This window comes from Noviherbaspirillum agri, assembly GCF_054780595.1.
Window position 1 is genome coordinate 151,949 of sequence record NZ_BAAGWA010000004.1, and the last position, 22,445, is coordinate 174,393.

Annotated in this window: 19 protein-coding genes; 3 read left to right on the top strand and 16 right to left on the bottom strand. The window is 60.0% G+C overall.

Features of this window, described 5'->3' with window-relative positions:
• Nucleotides 1-145 precede the first annotated feature (145 nt).
• Nucleotides 146-577, top strand: a complete 432-nt coding sequence (locus tag ACYVIA_RS08950) for a DoxX family protein (protein WP_460839974.1) — start codon at nt 146-148, stop codon at nt 575-577.
• Nucleotides 578-741: 164 nt separating this feature from the next.
• Here the strand turns inward: ACYVIA_RS08950 and ACYVIA_RS08955 are convergent, their stop codons facing one another.
• The 14 genes from ACYVIA_RS08955 to ACYVIA_RS09020 all read right to left on the bottom strand — a co-directional run bounded on the left by ACYVIA_RS08955 (nt 742) and on the right by ACYVIA_RS09020 (nt 15,460).
• Nucleotides 742-2,130, bottom strand: a complete 1,389-nt coding sequence (locus tag ACYVIA_RS08955) for a 4Fe-4S binding protein (RefSeq protein WP_460840526.1) — start codon at nt 2,128-2,130, stop codon at nt 742-744.
• 1 nt (nt 2,131) lies between these two features.
• The gene (locus ACYVIA_RS08960; protein WP_460839976.1) at nt 2,132-2,938 is read right to left on the bottom strand and encodes an FTR1 family iron permease; all 807 of its coding nucleotides are present in this window, start codon (nt 2,936-2,938) and stop codon (nt 2,132-2,134) included.
• A 9-nt stretch (nt 2,939-2,947) separates the two neighbouring features.
• Nucleotides 2,948-3,307 (bottom strand): cupredoxin domain-containing protein, encoded by a 360-nt coding sequence (locus ACYVIA_RS08965; RefSeq protein WP_460839978.1) that lies wholly within the window; start codon nt 3,305-3,307, stop codon nt 2,948-2,950.
• A gap of 12 nt (nt 3,308-3,319) precedes the next feature.
• Nucleotides 3,320-4,807 (bottom strand): carbohydrate porin, encoded by a 1,488-nt coding sequence (locus ACYVIA_RS08970; protein ID WP_460839980.1) that lies wholly within the window; start codon nt 4,805-4,807, stop codon nt 3,320-3,322.
• Between the two features lie 3 nt (nt 4,808-4,810).
• Nucleotides 4,811-5,371 (bottom strand): iron transporter, encoded by a 561-nt coding sequence (locus ACYVIA_RS08975; RefSeq protein WP_460839982.1) that lies wholly within the window; start codon nt 5,369-5,371, stop codon nt 4,811-4,813.
• 278 nt (nt 5,372-5,649) lie between these two features.
• The gene (locus ACYVIA_RS08980; protein WP_460839984.1) at nt 5,650-6,765 is read right to left on the bottom strand and encodes a M48 family metallopeptidase; all 1,116 of its coding nucleotides are present in this window, start codon (nt 6,763-6,765) and stop codon (nt 5,650-5,652) included.
• A gap of 17 nt (nt 6,766-6,782) precedes the next feature.
• On the bottom strand, nt 6,783-7,232 hold the full coding sequence (gene dut / locus ACYVIA_RS08985) for a dUTP diphosphatase (RefSeq protein ID WP_460839985.1): 450 nt from the start codon (nt 7,230-7,232) through the stop codon (nt 6,783-6,785).
• Nucleotides 7,233-7,322: 90 nt separating this feature from the next.
• Entirely contained in the window at nt 7,323-8,513 is a 1,191-nt protein-coding gene (gene coaBC / locus ACYVIA_RS08990; protein ID WP_460840528.1) for a bifunctional phosphopantothenoylcysteine decarboxylase/phosphopantothenate--cysteine ligase CoaBC, read from the bottom strand.
• A gap of 34 nt (nt 8,514-8,547) precedes the next feature.
• Complete coding sequence (gene lspA, locus ACYVIA_RS08995) at nt 8,548-9,060, bottom strand: signal peptidase II (protein ID WP_460839987.1); 513 nt, start codon at nt 9,058-9,060, stop codon at nt 8,548-8,550.
• A gap of 61 nt (nt 9,061-9,121) precedes the next feature.
• Nucleotides 9,122-12,034, bottom strand: coding sequence for an isoleucine--tRNA ligase (gene ileS / locus ACYVIA_RS09000; RefSeq protein WP_460839989.1), 2,913 nt, complete (start codon nt 12,032-12,034; stop codon nt 9,122-9,124).
• Between the two features lie 58 nt (nt 12,035-12,092).
• On the bottom strand, nt 12,093-13,070 hold the full coding sequence (locus tag ACYVIA_RS09005; RefSeq protein WP_460839992.1) for a bifunctional riboflavin kinase/FAD synthetase: 978 nt from the start codon (nt 13,068-13,070) through the stop codon (nt 12,093-12,095).
• 100 nt (nt 13,071-13,170) lie between these two features.
• Nucleotides 13,171-14,028, bottom strand: a complete 858-nt coding sequence (locus ACYVIA_RS09010) for a M90 family metallopeptidase (protein ID WP_460839994.1) — start codon at nt 14,026-14,028, stop codon at nt 13,171-13,173.
• 31 nt (nt 14,029-14,059) lie between these two features.
• Nucleotides 14,060-14,482, bottom strand: a complete 423-nt coding sequence (locus ACYVIA_RS09015; protein WP_460839996.1) for a YidB family protein — start codon at nt 14,480-14,482, stop codon at nt 14,060-14,062.
• Nucleotides 14,483-14,734: 252 nt separating this feature from the next.
• A complete protein-coding gene (locus tag ACYVIA_RS09020; protein WP_460839998.1) occupies nt 14,735-15,460 on the bottom strand; it encodes a 16S rRNA (uracil(1498)-N(3))-methyltransferase in 726 nt (241 codons plus the stop codon).
• Nucleotides 15,461-15,723: 263 nt separating this feature from the next.
• Here ACYVIA_RS09020 and tkt point away from each other — a divergent pair, with 263 nt between their 5' ends.
• A complete protein-coding gene (gene tkt, locus ACYVIA_RS09025) occupies nt 15,724-17,730 on the top strand; it encodes a transketolase (protein WP_460840000.1) in 2,007 nt (668 codons plus the stop codon).
• A gap of 22 nt (nt 17,731-17,752) precedes the next feature.
• Nucleotides 17,753-18,760: a type I glyceraldehyde-3-phosphate dehydrogenase gene (gap, locus tag ACYVIA_RS09030; protein WP_460840003.1), complete on the top strand. Its 1,008-nt coding sequence runs from the start codon at nt 17,753-17,755 to the stop codon at nt 18,758-18,760.
• Between the two features lie 73 nt (nt 18,761-18,833).
• Here gap and ACYVIA_RS09035 read toward each other — a convergent pair whose 3' ends face one another.
• Both ACYVIA_RS09035 and ACYVIA_RS09040 read right to left on the bottom strand, forming a co-directional pair.
• Nucleotides 18,834-22,037, bottom strand: a complete 3,204-nt coding sequence (locus tag ACYVIA_RS09035) for an EAL domain-containing protein (protein WP_460840005.1) — start codon at nt 22,035-22,037, stop codon at nt 18,834-18,836.
• Nucleotides 22,038-22,076: 39 nt separating this feature from the next.
• Entirely contained in the window at nt 22,077-22,271 is a 195-nt protein-coding gene (locus ACYVIA_RS09040; RefSeq protein WP_460840007.1) for a hypothetical protein, read from the bottom strand.
• Nucleotides 22,272-22,445 lie beyond the last annotated feature (174 nt).

Genomic DNA, 22,445 nt, shown 5'->3' on the forward strand with positions numbered 1-22,445 from the left:
CACAGGAACTGTTGGACCTTCGCAATAATCCAGGTGCGGTGGCGAACTTGAAGAACCATCCACCTCGTTGTTGCATCTAAAATAACGCGGCAATGAAAAACACCGCTGGCCCAATTGGGTCGGCAACAATAAAAATGGAGGTGGCATGTACAACGCATACAAATATCAGTCTGGCGGCGTTTCAGAAGATTTTGCAAAACTTTTGCTCCGCGCAACGCTTGCGATCCTGATACTTTTCCACGGCGTGGCAAAGATCTTTGGCGGCGTCGGATTCATTACTGGCCTGGTGGCCAAGGCTGGCTTTCCCGCTGCCTTCGGTTATCTGGTCTATGTCGGTGAGGTCGTCGCGCCACTGCTCATGCTTTTGGGAATCTGGACGAGACCGGCTGCACTGGTCGTTGCAATCAACATGCTGGTGGCGATCCTGCTCGTACATGCCGGCGAGCTCTTCGCACTGACCAAGAACGGCGGCTGGGCGCTGGAGTTGCAGGGGCTGCTTCTGGTGTCGGCGCTGACGGTCGCCTTGCTGGGCGCCGGGCGTTACAGCGTCGGCGGCGCCGGTGGCAGGTGGAATTAAGCGCGTCTGACAAATGATGTTTGCCGCACGTTGCGACGATCTTCGGCGGCAATTCCCGCGTTCTAACAATGTAATTACGTTGGCGGGGTGTGAGGCGCAAACTGATTCAAGCAAAAACCGGCGGCAACAGTAATACGCTCCGCAGCCATCAGTTCATTGGCAATTCAGACAAAGAAAACGCTGCACCACGTGACGACAATGATCGCAGGCGCCCAGAGGTAGGTCATAAACGACGGGAGGCGGCGTGCCTTACCGGTTTGTCCAATAAGCCGCCAGCCCAACCAGGCCGAGAAGCTGCTCCCGGCGATCAGCAGGGAAATCCTCGTTGGCGGAACCCAGCTCAGCGCCATTCCTTCGGCCTTCAGGTGCCCCAGCGTCAGCATGGATAAGCCGAGGAATACGCTGGTTCCGGCAAGCGGTACCAGTGCCAGGGAAAGCCGTTGCCAGGAAAGCTGTGGCGCCTTGAGCAGGCGAGCCGCGCCCCATACCGGCGCAAATACCGCAGTGCCGAGCGCCAAACCGCCGCCGAGGATGAATGCGAGGATGCACAAGCCATCCAGCCAGGTGAAGACATCGCCGGCCGCCGGGTAATGCGTCAGCAGCCACCACGGCGCGTTGTCCTGCAAGAGCCAGAAAGAGTCGTGATCGATCAACCAGGTCGCTGCCGCGGTTTTCATTCGCACGAACCAGGGACTGGACGACCATTGGAAGGCGGCGGTCGCTATGCCGATCACGCCGAAGACGAGCGTCAACGCTTCTTCCGTGCTGGTGCTCTTGTTATTGGTGTTCAGGATTTCGCTGGCTGGATTGCGGGCCGCAAGCTGGACGGCACCGCGGTAATCGCTGCATCGGCCGCAGGCATGGCATGCCGATGCGCTTTTCATGTGGCGGATATCGATCAGTGGCGCGCAGTTGACCATCGGTGCGCGTGATGTATCACGTTTCCAGGCTTCTTCATCAACGCGGAAATGCAGCGGAGCGACTTTCGCGAGGAGGCCGAACACGCCGTTGGCAGGGCAGAGATAGCGACACCATACGCGCTTGCCTTTGCCATAAAAGAATCCGATTCCCACGGCAGCGACGGTAGAGCCGCCAAGAACCAGCAATGCTGCTTCGGGATACTCGTAGACACTGACCAGCTGACCGTACACCGTCGTGCAGACGAAGGCGACGAACGGCCAGCCGCTCCAGCGTATCCAGCGCGGTATCGCAAGGCCGAGGCCGTGCCGGCTGACCATCTCGGTCAGCGCCCCCTCAGGACAGAAGACGCCGCACCAGACGCGTCCGAGCAGCATGGTGGAGAGCATCACGAACGGCCACCAGATTCCCCAGAACATGAACTGCGCAAACAGCCGCAAGTTGGAGTAGATGTGCGCATCTTCAGGTGGGACTGGCATGAAGGCAGGAACGACCAGCAATACCAGATAGAACAGGACGACAATCCACTGCATGCCGAGGATGACCCGCCGATGGCGGGCCATCGCCGTGCCCAGGTGCGCAAGCACACCGCGCCTGGCTGGAGCGCCGGTGGAGCAGCTGGCCGTTGCGCGCATCTCATGCATGTCGGCGTAACCTCCTGCGCATCGCGATTACAGCAATCCAGTATGCAAGATAGACCGCAACCAGCGTGAGTGATGGCCGTGCACGGTAACCGGTGAAGGCAGATAGCAGTGCACCGGAGGAGCTGCCGTCATCTATCAGCATTGATGTATCCCATACCGGATCGATGATTGCGGGCAGCACTCCCATGCCAATCAGGCGGTCTATCCCCGCAGCCAGCAACGCGACCGCAAACAGCAGGAGCAAAAAACCGCTGACCTGGAAGAATCTGCGGTAATCGAGGAAGCGCAAGCCCCGGTTGACGGCCCAGGCAGTCAGTGCCGCCAGCAGCATACCGGCAGCAGCGCCCAAGGCCACACTGGCGGTGCTCTGTGCTTCGAGCTGCATGCCGTAAAGAAAAATGACCGTTTCCGCACCTTCGCGCGCAATGGCAAGTGCGGCAATGACCGTAACGCCGAATGCCCCCGAGCGCTCTGCAGCGCGTGCGACATCGCGCTGCAGTCCGTGCTTCATGTTGCGGCCATGCTTCTGCATCCAGAGCACCATTTGCACGATCAGGCCGGCGGCTATGAACAGCATCGAAATCTGGAACCATTCCAGTGCTTCACCCGCCAGGTCATCCTGCACCGACATGATGGCCCAGCCTAATGCGAGGGCCAGGGCAATACCTGCGACGACTCCGCTCCATAACGGTCTCGTTCCGGGACTGCGTTCATCATGCTTCAGCCATGCATAGAGGACGCCGACTACCAGCATGGCTTCAACGCTTTCGCGCCAGACGATAAAGAAGGAATTCAGCATGCCGACTCCTTACTTCGCCACGAAGCGGCCTTGTGCCGTTTCCGGATGAAACTCGCCAAAGAACTTGTACGTGCCGGGCTTGAGCGGCTGAAAGATCAGGAAGCTCGAAGCGCCCGGCGCCAGCACTTTCTCCTTTCGCAGTTCAATGCTTTCGAACTCTTCGGCGCCAGGTCCTTCGTTCTTCAGTCTCAGGCGGAACTTGGTGTTTGCCGGAACTTCGATGGTTTCAGGGATGAAGCGGCCAGCACGCATCACCAGTGTGAAGGAGGGAAGCTCCTCGGCATGCAGGGGAACTTCCCCTGCAAGAACGCCCAGTGCCACGAGAATTACGGCAGAACGGCGCAACGGAAAACGCAGGACCATGGACATGATGTGCCTCGATCAATACGTGAGCTGCGCACGCAGCCCGAGGATCTTCACCGAATCGACAGAGCTGTCGCCGCCCGGATCACCGATGTACTGCAAGCTCGGCGACAGGTCGAACTGGCTGCTGACGCGATAGCGGTAGTACAGCTCCGCAACCTTTTCCGCATTGCCGGCTGCAGCGAAATCGCGGTATCCGCGGCTGCTCTTGAGCAGACCGGCAGCCAGGCCGACACTATCGCCACCACGGCTCCAGTAGGAACCATTGATTTCCGCACCCAATGTCAGGGCGCGGTCAAAACGCACATTTCCCTTCATCTGATGGCCGTAACGGCCGAACAGGGTTACGCCGTCGCCAATGCGCTGATCTGCCGAGACTCCCCAGCCGGTATGCCGCTCGGGCGCGTCGATACCGTCATCAAAATGTTCGGCTTGCGGATTGCGCCATGCGTAGATTCGGTAATTGCCGGGAAGGCCGCCGAGGAAGCGCTGTTCGGTTTCCGCCTGCAGCATGACCAGCGGTTGTGCCAGGCTGCGTTGATAGTTCGAGCCCCGTTCGCCGGCGCCGAAGACACCCAGTGAAACGCGCCAGTTCTGCGGTTTGCTGGTCATGTTGTAGTACGACAGGCGGAAGCCGGGCGTAAAGCCGTTGGTATCGACGCCGATGTCGCCGCCGGCGTCCAGCAGCGGATTGTGTACAAAGACCGCATTCATGAATTGCCGCGTCTCGTCGCCGGCCGCCGCATTCTGGTCGAAGAACACGAACGGATCCATCTTGCCGAAATTGAATTCGAGCATCTGCTTCGAGCGTGGCGCAAAACCGCCGAGCGGCAACGGGATGTCTGCCTGGTACCAGGCTTGCGCCAGCACCGCGACGGAGTCGTCATTCGGCAGGCTGCCGAGCTGGAACGCAGTCGCGTTCGGAACGGAGTAGGAGGCAAGCTGGTCGTTCAGGCCTGCACCTTGGCCAAGGCGCAACTGGGCAAAGACCTTTTGCTGGATGTCGCCGACCGGTTTGAGCGGCAGGCTGACATACGCATCACCGCGGTAGCTGAGCTGGCTGCCGGTGGCCGAGCTGCGCTGCGCAACCGTGGACAGGCTCAATCCGGCACTCACGCCGTCGAGCGCATTGATCTTGCGCGCAGCTGACAGCACACTCTGCGCTTGGGATTCCACGGCCTTCAGGCGCATCGCCAGCTCGGGCTCGTTTTCACTGATGTTGTCGCTTTCCAGGCTGCGGGCAAGGTTTTCCTGCTGTTTCTCCAGAGCCTGGACGCGTCTTTCGACGTCGCTTTCAGGCGTTCCGGCCTGGCGCTGTTGCGGGCTGCTTGCGCTCAGTTCGCGTTCCAGCTCGGCATTGCGCTGCTCCAGACGTTCGACGCGCTGATTGAGTTTCTCCAGTATCTTGATCAGCTCCGCCTGCGACGGTGCCGCAATTGCATTACTGCCCACGCAGAACAGGGCGGCGGCGAGTGCCAGCGGCTTCAGGGGAAGGGCGGGATGCATGAATCAGTACCCGCCCTTCTTGCCAATGCCCGCATAGGTGAAGTCGTATTCGACTTCGAAGGGCTTGAACCATGGGCGTACGCCCGTCAAGCGGTCGGTATGGCGGCCGAAATGGGCATGCTGGTTGTCGGAGGGCGGCAGGATCGTGTATTTGACGCGGTATTTGCCAGGGCCGAACAGCTTGATGTTGTCTCCGTAATGCGGTCCGTCATTGGCCACCATCGGCATGAACTCGCCGCTGACCGTCTGCGTCGTGCCGATCTTGTTCACTTCGTACTTCACGATCAGGTACGGGATCCATGCGCCTGCCTCGAAGCCATTCGGATTGGCGGCGAGTGCACGGATATCCGCTTCGATATGAATGTCTGACTCTTCCACCTTTTTCATCATCCCAACTGGTTCCATCACGACCGGCTGAAGATAAACAGCGGCAATTTCCATACCGAAGCGCTGCTGCGGCGCCCCGATCGGATACTCAGCGGCGAAGACGTTGAGCGATGCGGCGCAAGTTAATGCGACGAGGGCGCGTTTGGTAAAAACGGGAAAGGAAGCGGGTAGCGGCATTGCAGTTCCTCATTGTTGTGGAGTATTGCCGAGAATCATATATTTTTTATATATCTTTGTAAACACGAATGGTTATCATTTGCGTTCTTGGAGCGTGAAAGTGTTGACGCGATACATGCCTGCGCAGACGATCGGCTGCACACCGGCAAGCTAGCGGCAAGTGCGCGTTCAGAAAGGTGGGGAAAGAAAGGAAAGGGCTGAGGGCGGCGAAGCCCTCAGCGTGGAGGCAGAAAGCGGGGCGCGCTTACCGGTCTGCCGGCTGCGCCCGGGGAACACGCTTATGGCAGCAGCGGGCGATTCTTGGCCTGCTTGGCCTTTATGTCTTTGACGGTCTTTTCCATGGCCGCTGTCCTATAGGCGGTCGACGGATGCATGGCGACATAGCCGTTCAATACCGTGGCCGGATACTGGCTTGCAAGGCGCCTCCAGAAGGCGACGGCATTGTCGATGCCATAACCTGCCCGCGCCAGCATGTAGAGCGCCAGCTTGTCAGCCATCGCATCTAGGTTCTGCGGCATCGGCTTCACGCCCGCGAGGCCGACCATGGTGCTCATGTCCGGATGCATGCGCGTCAGGTTATCGATGATGCCGCCGATGGTTGCGCTCATGCGCAGGCGGGCTGCATGGGCGAGCGCGTTGTGCGCCATTTCCTTGGCCATGACATAGGCAAGCTCCTCATCGGAGCGGACAAAGTTCAGCATGCCTCGCGTGATCAGCACGCGATGGCCATCCGCGTAGGCAGTGACGTTATCCGTATTGCCGAGCTCGATGCCAAATGCGCACGCGTAGGTGAGCGGCACATCGAGCGAAACGGTGGCATCGCCGCGCAAGACGCTCAATCTGACCCGGGAGCGCTCCGTTACCAGCGGCGCGAGAATGGCTGCCGCCTGGCGTTCGGCATTTTCGCCGTCGGGCAGAGTCTTGTCTTCCACCTTGAGCAGGATGTCTCCGCGGCTCACGCCGGCGCGCGCTGCGCCGCTGTCGGTCAGCACCCCCATCACTTGCAGCCGCTCATTCAGGCCAAGGGACAGATGCGCCGCTTTCACGAACTCCGCCGAATAGGAGAACTTGTTCTTCGCGGTAAAACCGAGGAGATTGCGTGCATTGTTTTTGCACAGTTCCGGATTCTTCACCAACAGCGGCGCGGCAACGCGGTACAGGCGGTCCTGATAAGCAACGAGTTCCCGCAGCCCGCGTTCTTCGGCTGCGCTGACCGGGGCTGCTGTCGCCGGCGTCCCGGGCGGACTCGGGGTCGTACCGGGAGGAGGTGAGACAGTGGTTGCGCAGGCGGTCAACAGTACGATTGCGGCGAGCGGGAGCCACCGCTTGCAGGAAACCTTCTCTACTGCGCGCCGCATCTGGCTGAACAGCACAGGTTCGAAAATGCGCGGCATCAATCTCTCCATTCCGATCAGTGTTTTCCCGTGCTGCCGAAACCGCCGGCACCGCGTTCGCTGCTGTCGAAGTCTTCAACGATATTGAAACCGACCTGCAATACCGGGACGATCACCAGCTGTGCCAGGCGCTCCATCGGATTCAAAGTGAATTCCTGCTGTCCGCGGTTCCAGGTGGACACCATCAACTGGCCCTGGTAATCGGAGTCGATCAGCCCGACCAGGTTCCCAAGAACAATGCCATGCTTGTGGCCCATGCCGCTGCGCGGCAGGATCATCGCCGCATACCCCGGGTCCGCAATATGGATCGCAAGGCCGGTCGGAATCAGATGCGTCTCGCCCGGTTTGATGGTGAGCGGTGCATCGATGCAGGCGCGCAGGTCCAGACCAGCGCTGCCGGAGGTCGCGTAGGCCGGCAACTGTTCTTTCATGCGTGGATCGAGGATTTTGACGTCAATGGTTTTCATGTGCGATAAGAATAAAGTGAGTCGCCCGTCCGGCTGGACGGGGCTTACAAATAGATACAGCCCGAGATACAGCCCGAGATACAGCTCGGTTCAGATCCGGGTTGCGATTTCGGCAATCAGTTGCCGCGCCAGGTGCTGTTTGTCGGCGCGTGGAAGTCGCTTGTGACCCTGTTCGTCAAACAGCACAAGCTCGTTCTCGTCCTTGCCGAAGGTCTGGTGGCCGATGTTGCCGGCCAGGAGCGGAATGCTTTTCTTCTTGCGCTTTTCCTCGCCATGGCGCAGCAGGTTTTCCGATTCAGCGGCAAAACCGACGCAATAGGGACGGTTCGGCAGCGCCGCTACCTCCGCCAGGATGTCCGGATTCTGCACGAACTGAAGCTGGGGAATGTCGCCTGCCTCGGTTTTCTTGATTTTCTGTTCGCTCGCGTTTACCACGCGCCAGTCGGCGACGGCTGCAACGGCAATGAAGACGTCCTGGCCGCTCACATGCGACATGACGACATCATGCATTTGCTGTGCGGTCTGTACGTTGATGCGGTGTACACCGTAAGGCGTCTCCAGGTCGGTCGGACCCGACACCAGCATGACTTCCGCACCCGTTTCGCGCGCGGCGCGGGCAATGGCGTAACCCATCTTGCCCGACGAAAGATTGGTAATGCCGCGCACCGGATCGATCGGCTCGAAGGTTGGGCCGGCCGTCACGAGCACGCGCTTGCCTGCGAGGACCTTGCGCTGGAAAGACGCGATCACTTCTTCCAGCAGTTGCTCCGGTTCCAGCATGCGTCCCATGCCGGTTTCGCCGCATGCCTGGTCGCCGGCGTCCGGGCCGAGGATGGCGATGCCGTCGGCCTTGATCTGCGCGGCGTTGCGCTGGGTTGCCGGGTTCTGCCACATCTCCACATTCATCGCCGGTGCAATCATCAGCGGTAGCGTCACCGGGCGCGCGATGCACAAGGTGGACAGCAAATCGTCGCAAGCGCCATGCGCCAGCTTGAACATGAAATCGGCGGAGCAGGGCGCAATCACGATCGCATCGACATCACGACTCAGGTCGATATGCGGCATGTTGTTGGCAATGCGCGGATCCCACTGGTCGGTGTAGACAGTATTGCCCGACAGCGCCTGCATAGTGACTGGCGTAATGAACTGCGTTGCCGCACCGGTCATGACGACCTGCACGCTGGCGCCAGCCTTGGTCAAGCCGCGCGTAAACTCCGCGACCTTGTAGCAGGCAATGCCACCGCTCATGCCGAGAAGGATTTTCTTGCCAGCGAGATCCAAAGCCATACCGCTCCCTTAACTCTTGTCGTTGTAATTATTTTCCGACACGCCGCAGTTCATCGATGATGAACAAGCCGGCACCCCCGACGATCGCCATATCGGCGACATTGAACGCCGGCCAATGCCATTGGCCGACATAAAAATCCAGGAAGTCGATCACATAGCCGTACAGCACGCGGTCGATGAGGTTGCCGATGGCGCCGCCGAGAATCAGGGCAAGCGCCCAGCAGAACAGCCGCTGTCCCGCATGCTTCTTCAGCAGGTAAATGATGAAGATAACCGCGGCAACCGCAATGGCAGTGAAGAAATAGCGCTGCCAGCCGCCCTGTGTCGCAAGAAAGCTGAATGCCGCACCTTTGTTGTGAGCCAGTACCAGATTGAAGAATGACGTGATGGGCATCGACTCGCCGTAGGTAAAGAGGCGGGTGATGGTGACCTTGGTGATCTGGTCGATCAGAACGATGATGGTTGCAATGCCAAGCCACGGCATCAAGCTCGTGCGCGGATTGGCGGAGAGGCTTTTGAAACTTTTTTGTCTTGAGGCCATAGTGACGGTAATTAATGCTCCTTCCCGCCTGCGCGGGAAGGACGATGGGGTCCGGCAGAGGTCAGGCGAACTTGCGCGCTTCACCTTCGCCAAACAGGTTGCTCACGCAGCGCCCGCAAATGCCCGGATGGTCGGCATGCGCGCCGACGTCGGCCCGGTAATGCCAGCAACGGTCGCATTTCTGGTGAGAGGATGGCGTGACGGTAACGCCTTCGTCGGCTTCACTGGCGACCTGCGTCACCTTCGCCTGCGAGGTAATGAACACGAACTTCAGGTCTTCGCCGAGACTGGTGAGCAACGCATACTTGTCACCGCTGGCCTTGATCTCGACTTCCGCCTGCAGCGAGGAGCCGATACCGCCTGCGACACGCACCTCTTCCAGTTGCTTGGTCACGTTGGTCCGCAGTTCGCGTAGGGCTGCAAACTTGGCCAGCAGGTCGGCGGCGCCGGAAACTTCGGGCAGTGCGTAATACACCTGCGTGAAGATTGTCTCATCGCTTTCAGCGTAGGCCTCCTTGCCGGCGAACACGGCCCACGCCTCTTCGGCAGTGAACGACAGCATCGGCGCCATCACGCGCAGCAGCGCGTGGGTGATGTGCCAGATCGCGGTCTGCGCCGAGCGGCGCGCCTTCGACGTCGTGCCGCAGGTGTACAGGCGGTCCTTCAGGATGTCGAGGTAAAAGCCGCCGAGGTCTTCCGAGCAGTACATCTGCAGCTTGGCAACGACCGGGTGGAACTCGTACACCTCGTAGTGCTTCAGGATTTCTGCCTGCAGTTCCGCCATACGGGCAATCGCGTAGCGGTCGATTTCGAACAGCTCGTCCGCCGGCAGCGCATCCTCCTTCGGATCAAAGTCGGAAGTGTTCGACAGCAGGAAGCGCAGCGTGTTGCGGATGCGGCGATAGGCTTCAACCACGCGCTTCAGGATCTCGTCGGAGATCGACAGCTCGCCCGAATAGTCGGTGGACGCGACCCACAGGCGCAGGATTTCCGCGCCGAGCGAGTCCGACACCTTTTGCGGCGCCACGACGTTACCCTTGGATTTGGACATCTTCTTGCCTTCGCCATCGACCACGAAGCCGTGCGTCAGCAGCGCCTTGTACGGTGCGCAGCCATTGATCATCGCCGAGGTCAGGAGCGAAGAATGGAACCAGCCGCGATGCTGGTCCGAACCTTCAAGATAGAGGTCTGCCGGGAAGTGCGACTGCTCGGCATGCGAGCCGCGCAGCACGGTCTGGTGCGTGGTGCCCGAATCGAACCACACGTCCAGGGTGTCCTTGTTCTTGATGTACAAGTCAGCATCGGCGCCGAGCAACTCCTTCGAATCAAGCGCCTGCCAGGCTTCGATGCCGTTTTTCTCGACGCGCTTGGCGACTTCTTCCAGCAATTCCGGCGTACGCGGATGCAGTTCGCCCGTTTCCTTGTGCACGAAGAAGGCCATCGGCACACCCCACTGGCGCTGGCGGGAAAGCGTCCAGTCGGGACGGTTGGCGATCATGCCATGCAGGCGCGCCTTGCCCCAGCTCGGGAAGAACGCGGTCGCCTCGATGCCGGCCAGCGCGATTTCGCGCAGGTTGGCGCCGCCACTCCTCGGCATGATGTCCATGCCGGCAAACCATTGCGATGTCGCGCGATACACGACCGGCGTCTTGTGGCGCCAGCAGTGCATGTAGCTGTGGTCGAACATGACGAGCTTGAACAGCGCGCCGACTTCTTCCAGCTTCGCGCAGATCGGCTTGGAGGCTTCCCAGATCGTCATGCCGCCGAAGAAGGGCAGCCATGACGCGTACTTGCCGTCACCCATCACCGGGTTCAGGATTTCCTCATCCTTCATACCGTGCGTCTTGCAGGAGATGAAGTCGTCCACGCCGTAGGCCGGTGCGGAGTGCACGATGCCGGTACCGGTGTCGAGCGTCACATACTCCGCCAGGTAGACCGGCGAGAAACGGTTATAGAACGGATCGGTCTTATGCAGCGGATGCTTGAAGCGGATGCCGCCCAGGCTCAGGCCTTTTGCGCGCACCACGCCGACATGGTGCTCGGCATTGGCCGCAACGGTGAACTGGCGGTTGGTCATCAGCAGGCCGTGCTCTTCCGGCTTGATGCGTTCCACAAAATCCGCGAAGCGGTCGACCGCCAGCAGGACCAGGCGACGCTGGCCGTCCTTCGTGATCTGTCCGATGCCGTATTCGGCTTCCGGATGCATGTTCAGCGCCTGGTTGGACGGAATCGTCCACGGCGTCGTGGTCCAGATCACCGCGTAGATCGGATCGTCGGGCAGCGACTCGACACCAAATGCCTTGGCCAGCTTGCTGCGGTCCTCATCCGAAATCGGAAAGCCGACGTCGATCGCCGGGTCGCGCTTGTCCTGGTATTCGACTTCCGCTTCCGCGAGTGCGGAGCCGCAATCGAAGCACCAGTTGACCGGTTTCAGACCGCGGTAGACGAAGCCTTTTTCAAGGATCTTGCCGAGCGCACGCAGCTCGTCCGCCTCGTTGCGGTAGTTCATCGTCAGGTACGGGTTGTCCCATTCGCCCAGCACGCCCAAGCGGATGAAGTCCTTCTTCTGGCGCTCGATCTGTTCCGCCGCATAGGCGCGGGACTTTGCCTGCACCTCGGCGGTCGGCAGGTTCTTGCCGTACTGCTTTTCGATCTGGATTTCGATTGGCATGCCGTGGCAGTCCCAGCCCGGCACATACTGCGCGTCGAAGCCCGCCATGTTGCGCGCCTTGACGATCATGTCCTTCAGGATCTTGTTGACCGCGTGGCCGATGTGGATGTCGCCGTTCGCATAGGGCGGGCCGTCATGCAGGATGAATTTCGGGCGGCCCTTCGATGCCTTGCGGATGCGCTCGTAGATCTTCTTGTCCTGCCATTCCTTCACCCATTTCGGCTCGCGCTTGGCGAGGTCGCCGCGCATCGGGAAAGCGGTTTCGGTCAGATTGACGGGATACTTGTTTTTCTGGTCGGACATGGTGGTTTCAGTCGGAAAAAATTCAGTGGATCAAACTGGGTAAAGGTCGGCTTGATCCTCAAATTCGGTCAGTGGCAGAGACGGTCAGTGCTTCACGCTCCTTGAAGAATGCGCGCGCCTGCTGCGCGTCGCGCTCAATCGCTGCGGTCAGCGTCGGCAGGTCGATGTACTTTTCCTCGTCGCGCAGCTTCTTCAGGAATTCCACGCGCACGACCTTGCCGTAGCATTGCTCGTTGTAGTCAAAGATGTACGTCTCCAGCAGTACGCGGCCGCTGTCCTCCACGGTCGGGCGCACGCCGAGGCTGGCGACGCCGGGAAGCGGCCGGTCAGCAAGCCCGTGCACCTGTACCACGAAAATGCCGGATAGCGCCGGGTGCTTGTGCGCAATGCGCAGGTTCATCGTTGGGAAGCCGATGGTGCGGCCGAGCTTCTTGCCATGCATGACATGACCGGAAATCGCGTAAGGGTGGCCAAGCAATTGCGCGACGAGCGGAAAATCGCTGCGTGCCAGTGCCGCTCGCACGGCGGAGGAAGAGACGCGTTCGCCATCGTTCGTCACCGTCGGCATTGCCTCGACATGGAAGCCCAACTTCTTGCCGGCTTCGATCAGCATTGCGACATTGCCGGCGCGCTTGGCCCCGTAGCAGAAGTCCTCGCCGACCATCAGCCATTTCACATGCAGGCCTTGCACCAGCACCTTCTCGACGAAATCCTGTGGCGACATCGCCGCGAAATGCGCATTGAAGTGCTCGACGATGACGCGGTCGATGCCGGCGTTCGAGAGGGCCTGCAGTTTGTCGCGCAGGTTGGCAATGCGGGCCGGGGCTCGCGACGGATCGCCGGACAGCTGGGCAAAAAACTCCCGCGGATGGGGTTCGAAGGTCATGACGGCAGCTTCGACTCCGAGGCGGGTCGCAGCTTCGCGCACGCGCGCCAGCAGTGCCTGGTGGCCGCGATGTACGCCGTCGAAATTGCCGACCGTCAGTGCACAAGGCGCACGCGACGCGGCATTGGGAAGTCCGCGAAATACCTTCATGCAGTTGGAATGGGGTTGTAATGCGAAACGGATGATTATAAATGCTTTCGGACTGTTTTCCTTCTTGCAAGCAGGGGGTCTGCGCGCCCGACGGGCATCGTCAGTCGGCTTTCAGCGGATCTTGCCGGTAATACCGAGCCAGCAGGCGGTAGATTTCCGGAAAAGCGTCCGTGAGCGGCTCCGGCAGGACGAAAAACGCCTCGGAAGCGACCGCGAAGAACTCGGCAGGATGCCGCGCCGCGTATGGATCGAGCGGAAGCGTGCCAAACATCCTGTCATACAGCTCGGCATGCACCTCGTTTTGCTCGTCGAAATCTTCGGGAAGCTGCGCCTCAAGTTCATCGACGGCGCGCAAGAACTCGTGGTAGGCGTCGGAGAAGGTTCTTTGCCACACCGCGGGATCAATGCCCTGATGATAGGCGGCGAGGAACGGCGGACAGCCATTGGCCGAACCATTGCCCATATCGATCTTGTGCGCGAATTCATGGATGACGACGTTGTAGCCCGGAGCATCGTACTCCTGTGCATCTTCCCAGGAAATGACGACTGCGCCGCCCGCATGGACCGCTTCCCCGGAGGCCGGTTCATGCCATTCATGCATGACGCCGGCTTCGTCCATTTCGCTTTGCGGGATCACGAATGCCGACGGATAAACAATGATGCCGGCCATGTCGTCATAGAGGTCCAGCGTCAGGTTCAGGACCGGGAGGCAAGCTTGTGCCGCGATTGACACGGCAACCTCATCTGTCAGTTCGAAGCCTGCTGCGCCGGTAAATGTTTTCCTGAGCAGCAATTCCTCGCAGAGGTCCTTCAGTCGCCCCCGGTCCTGCTGGTTTAACCGTTGCAGGAAGGGCAGGTGCGCGACACAGTCGGCCCAGAGCGGTGCCGGAATCTGCGGTTTGTCGCGTCCGAGAAGTTGTTTAAGCCATCGCATGTCGGTCATTGTCGCGGAAATCATGATGCTGCGACAACTTCACGACATTGAAGTCTTAATAGTGCCTGCCCATGAAATGATCGAGCAGCGCACTCATGTTGCCCAGGCCGCCCTGCGGAATGTTCCCGGCGGGTGTGAGCCGGTCCACGAGATCCGGCAGCATGCTGCCTAGCTGGTCGGCTGCTTCGTCCTGCGGGAGGCCGGTCTCCTCCGAAATATGTCGGATCTCTTCGTCGCCGAGCGCCTGGCGCACCTGCGGGCCGGTAATGGGAACATTCGTACCAGTGCCGATCCATGAGACGATCACGTTTCCCAGGCCGGCTTGCTGGAAACGGTCGACCAAGCCCGGAAGGCCTCCTGCACGGCCATTATTGGCAATTAAGGAAAGGGCGGCCTGCAGCAGTTTGGTCCTTGTATCCATCATTGGCAGAGGATTGTTGCTGCCCAACATATCCAGCGCCCTGTCAAGAAGTCCCATGGTGTGTCTCCTGAATGGATAGGAAAAGAATGGGTGGGAAAACAGCCACCATAGGAGAAACACATGCCGAAAGGTCAGAAATCCACCCGAGGTTTGATCCTGATTGAAAGTACACTCGAAACGGGGAAGCGCATTGCCTTTGGCGGACCGTTGACGACGACTGCGCGCGCCGATCCCGCGGCCCGCAGTGCTCTGCGTACCACTCGTACGCGTGTGCTTCCCGGCCCGCCCGTTACGCCTTTCTACAGCCTGTCAGAGCTCTCCCCAGACCGCATTCAGCGCCGCGAGTGCGGCGAGGCCCGCGGTTTCGGTTCGCAGCACGCGCGAACCCATGGACAGCGGCAGCAGGCCGTGCTGGATCGCGATGTCTTCCTCCTCGTTGGTGAAGCCTCCTTCCGGTCCGATCAGGAGTGCGACACACTGTGGCGGATGGTGTCGCGCCCAGTCCGACAGGGATTGATTGGCGCGCGGGGAAAGCAGTATGCGGCGATGCAGGTTCTGTCGGCCGACCCAGTCGCGAAGATGCGTTGGGTCTGACAAATGGGTGAGCCGGTTGCGTCCGCTTTGCTCCGCGGCGGAAGCAGCAATGCCTCGCCAATGCTCCATCTTCTTTGCGGCACGATCCGGTGCAAGCCGCGTCACGCAACGTTGGGCCGCGATGGGCTGGATCGCTGCAGCGCCAAGTTCGACCGCCTTTTCGATGATCCAGTCCATTTTCGAGCCTTCAGGCAAAGCTTGCGCCAGCGTCACGGAATAGGGAAGTTCCACCTCGCGCGGTGAAAATGCCTTGATTTCCACCAAGGCTCGCTTCCTGTCCGGATGCGACAAGGTGGCCGTGTACTCGCCGCCCTCGCCGTTAAACAGGGTGATTGTTTCGCCGGCGCCGAGCCGCAGCACATGGATATGGTGCGAGATGTTCTCGGGTGCCGTGAGCGTGGCGCCGACAGACAGCGGCAAAGGGCAGTAAAAGCGAGGCATGCTGGATTGTTTGTTTTATGGAAAGCGTCTCTGGTTGCAAGGACGCCAAGGCTGTTTCATAGGCAACGCAAAGTACTTTCCGTCGTCGAGTCCGGATTTTCCGGAAGGCGGGTTCGTACTTGGTACAGGGCGTCGCCTTGGCATGAGTCAATGGCTCGATTTTAAATCCGTACGCCGTCGTCTGGTAAAATACCCGGCTTTGATTCTCCCGCCAACAGCGGTCGGGAGGTCGCTCAGAGACCCGCCACATTTCTTGATTTGACATGACTTCCTCTCTTCCGACCGACAAGATGGCCAACGCAATCCGCGCTTTGGCGATGGACGCAGTACAAAAGGCAAATTCCGGCCACCCCGGCATGCCGATGGGCATGGCAGAAATTGCCGTCGCGCTGTGGTCGAAGCACTATCGCCACAATCCGGCGAACCCGCACTGGATCAATCGCGACCGTTTCATCGTGTCCAACGGCCATGGTTCGATGCTGCACTACGCGCTGCTGCACCTGACTGGCTACGACCTGCCGATGGAGGAGATCAAGAATTTCCGCCAGTTGCATTCCAAGACCGCCGGCCATCCGGAAGTGCATATCACCCCGGGCGTCGAGACCACCACCGGTCCGCTCGGACAAGGCCTGACCAATGCCGTCGGCATGGCGTTGGCAGAGCGTCTGCTCGCCGCTGAATTCAACAAGCCGGGCTTTGACGTGGTCGACCACCACACCTACGTTCTCCTCGGCGACGGCTGCCTGATGGAAGGCATTTCGCATGAAGCGTGCTCGCTGGCCGGTGCACTGCGCCTGAACAAGCTGATCGCGCTGTATGACGACAACGGCATTTCCATCGACGGCCACGTGGAAGGCTGGTTCATTGACGACACGCCGAAGCGTTTCGAAGCCTATAACTGGAATGTGATCCGCAATGTCGACGGCCACGATGTCGCTGCGGTTGACGCCGCGATTGCTGCCGCGAAGAAATCCGACAAGCCGACCCTGATCTGCTGCAAGACCGTCATCGGCAAGGGCAGCCCGAATAAGGCCGGCACGCATGATGTACACGGCGCGGCGCTGGGCGACAAGGAAATCGCTGCCACCCGCGAAGCACTCGGCTGGAACCATGCACCGTTCGAGATCCCGGCTGACGTCTATGGCGCATGGGATGCGAAGAAGCAAGGCCAGGAGCGTGAGCAACAGTGGGATTCCCTGCTGAAAGCCTACGGCGAGCGCTATCCGCAGGAAGCTGGCGAACTGCTGCGTCGCATGAAGGGCGAACTGCCGGGCAAGCTGAACGACGCAATCGATGCCTACATCGCTGCCTGCGTGGAAAAGAAAGAAACCATCGCGACCCGCAAGGCCAGCCAGAATGCGATCCAGGCGCTGGCACCGGTATTGCCAGAATTCCTCGGCGGTTCGGCTGACCTGACTGGCTCCAACCTGACCAACTGGAAAGAGTGCGTCGCCGTGCGCGCCGACCAGGCCGGCAACCACATCAACTACGGTGTGCGCGAATTCGGCATGGCGGCGGTCATGAACGGCATCGCCCTGCATGGCGGCTACATCCCGTTCGGCGGTACCTTCCTGACCTTCTCGGACTACAGCCGCAATGCGCTGCGCATGGCTGCGCTGATGAAGATCCGTTCGATCTTCGTGTTCACGCACGACTCCATCGGCCTCGGTGAAGATGGCCCGACGCACCAGTCGGTCGAGCATGTGTCGAGCCTGCGCCTGATTCCGAACCTCGACAACTGGCGTCCATGCGACACGGTGGAATCCGCGATTGCATGGAAGCACGCAGTGGCACGCCGCCACGGCCCGACCACGCTGATCTTCTCGCGCCAGAACCTGCCGTTCATGGAGCGCAATGCCGAGCAGATCCTGCACATCAACCGCGGCGGCTACGTGCTACGTGATCCGGCTGGAGGGGCGGCCGATGCAAAGGCAGTGCTGATCGCCACCGGCTCGGAAGTGGAACTTGCAGTCAAGTCCGCTGACGAATTGGCCAAGCAGGGTATCGCGGTGCGCGTGGTGTCCATGCCGTGTACCGACCTGTTCGACCGCCAGGATGCAGCCTACAAGGCGAGCGTGCTGCCGAAAGGCCTGCCGCGCGTGGCGATCGAAGCCGGTGTCACCGACTTCTGGTACAAGTACGTCGGCCTCGAAGGCAAGGTTGTCGGCATCGACACCTTCGGCGAATCCGCGCCGGCAGGCGTGCTCTTCAAGCATTTCGGCTTCACGACGGAGAACGTCGTGGCTGCCGTGAAATCGGTTTTAGCTTAATTACTACGTTCAGGAGAAAACCATGACTATTCGCGTCGCCATCAACGGCTACGGCCGCATCGGCCGCAACATCCTTCGCGCACACTACGAAGGCGGCAAGAAGAATGACATCCAGATCGTTGCCATCAACGACCTCGGCAATGCGCAATCGAACGCCCACCTGACCCGCTATGACACCGCGCATGGCAAGTTCCCGGGCACCGTTGAAGTCGACGGCGAATTCATGATCGTCAACGGCGACAAGATCAAGGTGTTCGCGCAGCGCGATCCGGCACAGATTCCGTGGGGCGAGCTGAACGTCGACGTCGTGCTCGAGTGCACCGGCTTCTTCACTTCGAAGGAAAAGGCATCGGCACACCTGAAGGGTGGCGCAAAGAAGGTCATCATTTCCGCTCCGGGCGGCAAGGATGTGGACGCAACGGTCGTGTTCGGCGTAAACCAGAACGTGCTGAAGGCTTCCGACACCGTCATCTCCAACGCCTCCTGCACCACCAACTGCCTGGCACCGCTGGTCAAGCCGCTGCACGACAAGATCGGCCTGCTGAACGGCCTGATGACCACCGTGCACGCTTACACCAACGACCAGGTGCTGACTGACGTGATGCATGAAGACCTGCGCCGCGCACGTTCCGCAACCCAGTCGATGATCCCGACCAAGACCGGCGCTGCTGCAGCGGTCGGCCTGGTGCTGCCGGAACTGAACGGCAAGCTTGACGGCTACGCGATCCGTGTCCCGACGATCAACGTGTCGATCGTCGACCTGTCGTTCATCGCTGCACGCGACACGACGGTGGATGAAGTCAACGCGATCATGAAGGAAGCTGCCGCTGCTTCGAACGGCATCCTGACCTACAACACCGATCCGCTGGTGTCCGTCGACTTCAACCACAACCCGGCATCGAGCAACTTCGACGCCACCCTGACCAAGGTTTCCGGCCGTCTGGTGAAGGTCTCGTCCTGGTATGACAACGAGTGGGGTTTCTCCAACCGTATGCTGGATACCACCGTTGCACTGATGTCCGCAAAATAATCGGATTTTCAGGTTGATTAAAACGCCCCGCTTGCCGGGGCGTTTTTTTTGGTTTTTTGTTTGTGATCGCGCCTTACCACTGGGGCCAGCTGGCAATCAGTGCTTCTGCCGCACGCGCGTCCAAGGGCCTGGACAGGTGAAAGCCCTGTGCATACTCCACCTTCAGGCTGCGCAATTGCTCCAGTTGGCTTTGGGTTTCGACGCCTTCGGCAATGGTATCCATGCCGAGGGTATGCGCGAGAGTCACAATGGTTTGGATGATGTCGGCATCCTTGCTCCCGGAGCCCATCCTTCGGACGAAGGAGGAATCGATCTTGAGCGTATTCACCGGGAAGCGATGCAGGTATGAAAGCGACGAGTAGCCGGTGCCGAAGTCATCGAGCAGCAGCTTGATCCCCTTGCCGCGAAGCTTGACCAGTATGGCTGCGGCCTCTTCCGCGTGTTCCATGATCACGGTTTCCGTCACCTCCAGCTTCAGGCTTTCGGTTGACAATCCGGTCTGCGCGAGGACCTGCTCGATTTGCTGCATCAGGTCCGGTTGCACGAACTGACGCCCGGCCAGGTTCACGCTCATCTGCATTGGCGGGCGGTCCGGAAACATGATTTGCCAGGTGCGCATCTGGCGGCATGCCTCGGTAAGCACCCAGCGGCCAATATCGACGATCAGGCCGGTTTCTTCCGTGAGAGGGATGAATTCGCTCGGGGGCATCAATGTGCCATCGCTGCGGCGCATCCGGATCAGGGCTTCGAATCCGGACAGGCGGCCGCTGCCGAGATCGATGATCGGCTGGTAGTGCACTTCGAAGGCCTGGCCCTTCACCACAGCCTGCCGCAGGCGCGTTTCCATGTCGAGCAGGGCGACCGCGCGCTCGCGCAGGTTTGATTCAAATATTTCGCTACACGCGCCGCCGCGCAGGATGGCACGATGGTTCGCGGTTTCGGCATCGCGCAGAATGTCGGCAGGCTCCGTGTAAGAGGGCTTGCTCAGCACGATGCCGATGCTGGCCGTCGTATACACCTCGTAGCTTTCCAGCTTGTACGCGGTGATCAGCGCTGACTGCAACTGATCGGCAAAGCGCTTTGCTTCGCTCGCGTCCCGGACATCGTTGAGCAGGATTGCAAATTCGTCGCCGCCGAGATGTGCGACGGTTTCACCGAGCCTGAGGCTATCCGAGAGCCGCTGCGAAACAGCCAGCAGCAACTGGTCGCCCACATGGCGGCCGAGGCTGTCGGTGATCACGCGGAAGCGGTCAAGCGTCAGCAGCAGCAAGGCGAAACTGTAATCATTCTTCAGGCGCGCGTGGTCCAGCGACTCTTCCAGCTGATCCAGCATGGCGGCACGGTTCGGCAGCCCGGTAAGGCTGTCGCGCAGCGGTTCCTTCTCGATTACGGAAGCAATCATCACGCGTGCCGATGCGGCGCCGATCACGCCCGCCAGTTGCGCTTCCGAGGTGTTGACGAGTTCTGCATCTGCTTCGCGCGGCCAGTCCTCGCCGCGTTGGCGGGCGTGGTTGCGGAAGATCTCGATCGCTCGCGTGGAACCGAGAAAGCGCGACAGCAGCCCGTGCAGCTCCGGCAGTGATCCGTGTGCGCGCCAGACGCGATCTGCAGCGCCGCGCTCGTGCTTGAATACGTCGACAAACAGCGCAGCCTGTGTCTGCTCGATAGCGCTCTGGCCGGTGACCACCGACACGCCAATGAACGTGCCGACATTGGCAAGCATGCTCCAGACCATCGCATGCGTGATTTCATCAAGGCCGGTCAAGCCAAACAGCTGCAATGGGCGCAGCAGCTCGATGCCGAACGGTCCATGTTCCAGAAAATCCATCGAAAGCCATCCGGAACGCGCGAACGACGGCAGCAGCAGGGTGTAGGTCCAGACAAGGAAGCCAGAAGCCAGCGAGGCTAGGGCGCCGGCGCGTGTGGCGCCTTTCCAGTAAATGCCGCCCAGTACTGCCGGTGCAAACTGCGCAACGGCTGCAAAGGAAATTAGCCCGATCGATACCAGCGCATACGCTTCCCCGGCCACACGGAAGTAGGCATAGCCCAGCAGCAAGCCAAGTACGATGGTTGTACGGCGGATAAGCAGTAGCAGGCCGGACAGGTCGTTGCTCTCGCTCAGGCGCAGGCGCTTGATGCGCAGCAGTGTCGGCATGACGAGGTCGTTGCAAACCATGGTCGACAAGGCGATGGTTTCAACGATCACCATGCCGGTCGCCGCAGAAAGTCCACCGATGAACACCAGCAGTGCCAGGGCAGGCTGCCGTTCAGACAACGGTAGCGTAAGCACGAAGGTGTCGGGATTGATGCCTTGTCCCGGAAAGTGCAGGAGACCGCCAAGCGCAACGGGCAGCACAAAAATATTGAACAGCAGCAGATAGAGCGGAAACAGCCAGATCGCCTTGTTCAGGTGCGCCTCATCCACGTTTTCCACCACCGCCACCTGGAACTGGCGCGGCAGGAACATGATCGCCAGCATCGAGATGAAGGCGACCGAGAACAGCGATGCCCAGCTCTGCAGGATGCTCACAGTGTCATGTCCGATCGTGAGTGCTGCCCGGGCTTCGGGCAGGCGCGATGCCTGTTCGAACAGATCGCCGAATCCGTTGAACATGCCGAACGTGACGAACAGGCCGAGGCACAGGAACGCGACGAGCTTGACCACCGACTCGAAGGCAATCGCCGCCACCATGCCCTCGTGCCTTTCGGCCGCGTCGATATGGCGCGTGCCGAAAACAATGGTGAAGGCGGCAAGGATCAACGCCACATAGAAGGCGGTATCGCTCCAGATCGACTGCGGCTCGGCGAGCGATGCAGCAACCAGGTCGGGATAATCAAGCAGCACATTGAAACTGGTGGAAACGGCCTTGAGCTGCAGCGAAATGTAAGGTGTCACGCCGACAACGGCGATGGTGGTGACCAATCCTGCAAGCATTCCACTCTTCCCGTAGCGCGAGGAAATGAAGTCGGCCAGGGAGGTGATGTGGTTGTCCTTGGCAATACGGATGATCTTGCGCAGGACCACCCACCATAATGTGATCATGATGGTCGGGCCGAGGTACACGGGCAGAAAGCCTATGCCGCTGCCTACTGCACGGCCGACACTGCCATAAAAGGTCCATGCGGTTGCATACACCGCCAGCGACAGCGAATAGACGTAAGGATTGGCAATGATGCTACGCCCGGCCGCTGCCGCCCTGTCGCCCTGGTATGCAATGGCGAACAGCAACCCGAGATAGGTAAAGGAGACAAGTGCGATCTGCCAGCCAGCGATCATGCAAGCCTCGATGCCGCGGAATGTCCCGACGCCACTGTCCTACCGTTTTTCGACAACATACGCGAGCAGGGCAATGAGCAGAGCCCAGGCGCCAAAGATATACAAGTACAGGACCGGGATGCCGAAAAGACTATCAGGCCGGTTGAACAACGCGAGCAGGGGATAGTTGAAAAGCAGATTTCCCAATAGGAATATGGCGACGAGGCGTTGGCCTTTTGCATTTTGCTTGAACATGCTGACTCCAAAAGGCCCTGCGGGCCTGTGCGACGCCATAGTATGGCGTCGCATCCTGTTATCTGTCTATCAAGATAATAGGAATTGGGATGAATGCAACGTCCGCCGCCAGTCGCAATAAGCCCGCATCAAGCCCGCATCAAGTCCAAGGGAAACATCCGTAGTTATCCGTTT

What these genes read in the sequence shown, in the direction of transcription:
- ACYVIA_RS08950 (WP_460839974.1), top strand. Translation starts at nt 146, where the DNA reads ATGTACAACGCATACAAATATCAGTCTGGCGGCGTTTCAGAAGATTTT.
- ACYVIA_RS08955 (WP_460840526.1), bottom strand. Translation starts at nt 2,130, where the DNA reads ATGCGCGCAACGGCCAGCTGCTCCACCGGCGCTCCAGCCAGGCGCGGT.
- ACYVIA_RS08960 (WP_460839976.1), bottom strand. Translation starts at nt 2,938, where the DNA reads ATGCTGAATTCCTTCTTTATCGTCTGGCGCGAAAGCGTTGAAGCCATG.
- ACYVIA_RS08965 (WP_460839978.1), bottom strand. Translation starts at nt 3,307, where the DNA reads ATGTCCATGGTCCTGCGTTTTCCGTTGCGCCGTTCTGCCGTAATTCTC.
- ACYVIA_RS08970 (WP_460839980.1), bottom strand. Translation starts at nt 4,807, where the DNA reads ATGCATCCCGCCCTTCCCCTGAAGCCGCTGGCACTCGCCGCCGCCCTG.
- ACYVIA_RS08975 (WP_460839982.1), bottom strand. Translation starts at nt 5,371, where the DNA reads ATGCCGCTACCCGCTTCCTTTCCCGTTTTTACCAAACGCGCCCTCGTC.
- ACYVIA_RS08980 (WP_460839984.1), bottom strand. Translation starts at nt 6,765, where the DNA reads ATGCCGCGCATTTTCGAACCTGTGCTGTTCAGCCAGATGCGGCGCGCA.
- dut (WP_460839985.1), bottom strand. Translation starts at nt 7,232, where the DNA reads ATGAAAACCATTGACGTCAAAATCCTCGATCCACGCATGAAAGAACAG.
- lspA (WP_460839987.1), bottom strand. Translation starts at nt 9,060, where the DNA reads ATGGCCTCAAGACAAAAAAGTTTCAAAAGCCTCTCCGCCAATCCGCGC.
- ileS (WP_460839989.1), bottom strand. Translation starts at nt 12,034, where the DNA reads ATGTCCGACCAGAAAAACAAGTATCCCGTCAATCTGACCGAAACCGCT.
- ACYVIA_RS09005 (WP_460839992.1), bottom strand. Translation starts at nt 13,070, where the DNA reads ATGAAGGTATTTCGCGGACTTCCCAATGCCGCGTCGCGTGCGCCTTGT.
- ACYVIA_RS09010 (WP_460839994.1), bottom strand. Translation starts at nt 14,028, where the DNA reads ATGATTTCCGCGACAATGACCGACATGCGATGGCTTAAACAACTTCTC.
- ACYVIA_RS09015 (WP_460839996.1), bottom strand. Translation starts at nt 14,482, where the DNA reads ATGGGACTTCTTGACAGGGCGCTGGATATGTTGGGCAGCAACAATCCT.
- ACYVIA_RS09020 (WP_460839998.1), bottom strand. Translation starts at nt 15,460, where the DNA reads ATGCCTCGCTTTTACTGCCCTTTGCCGCTGTCTGTCGGCGCCACGCTC.
- tkt (WP_460840000.1), top strand. Translation starts at nt 15,724, where the DNA reads ATGACTTCCTCTCTTCCGACCGACAAGATGGCCAACGCAATCCGCGCT.
- gap (WP_460840003.1), top strand. Translation starts at nt 17,753, where the DNA reads ATGACTATTCGCGTCGCCATCAACGGCTACGGCCGCATCGGCCGCAAC.
- ACYVIA_RS09035 (WP_460840005.1), bottom strand. Translation starts at nt 22,037, where the DNA reads ATGATCGCTGGCTGGCAGATCGCACTTGTCTCCTTTACCTATCTCGGG.
- ACYVIA_RS09040 (WP_460840007.1), bottom strand. Translation starts at nt 22,271, where the DNA reads ATGTTCAAGCAAAATGCAAAAGGCCAACGCCTCGTCGCCATATTCCTA.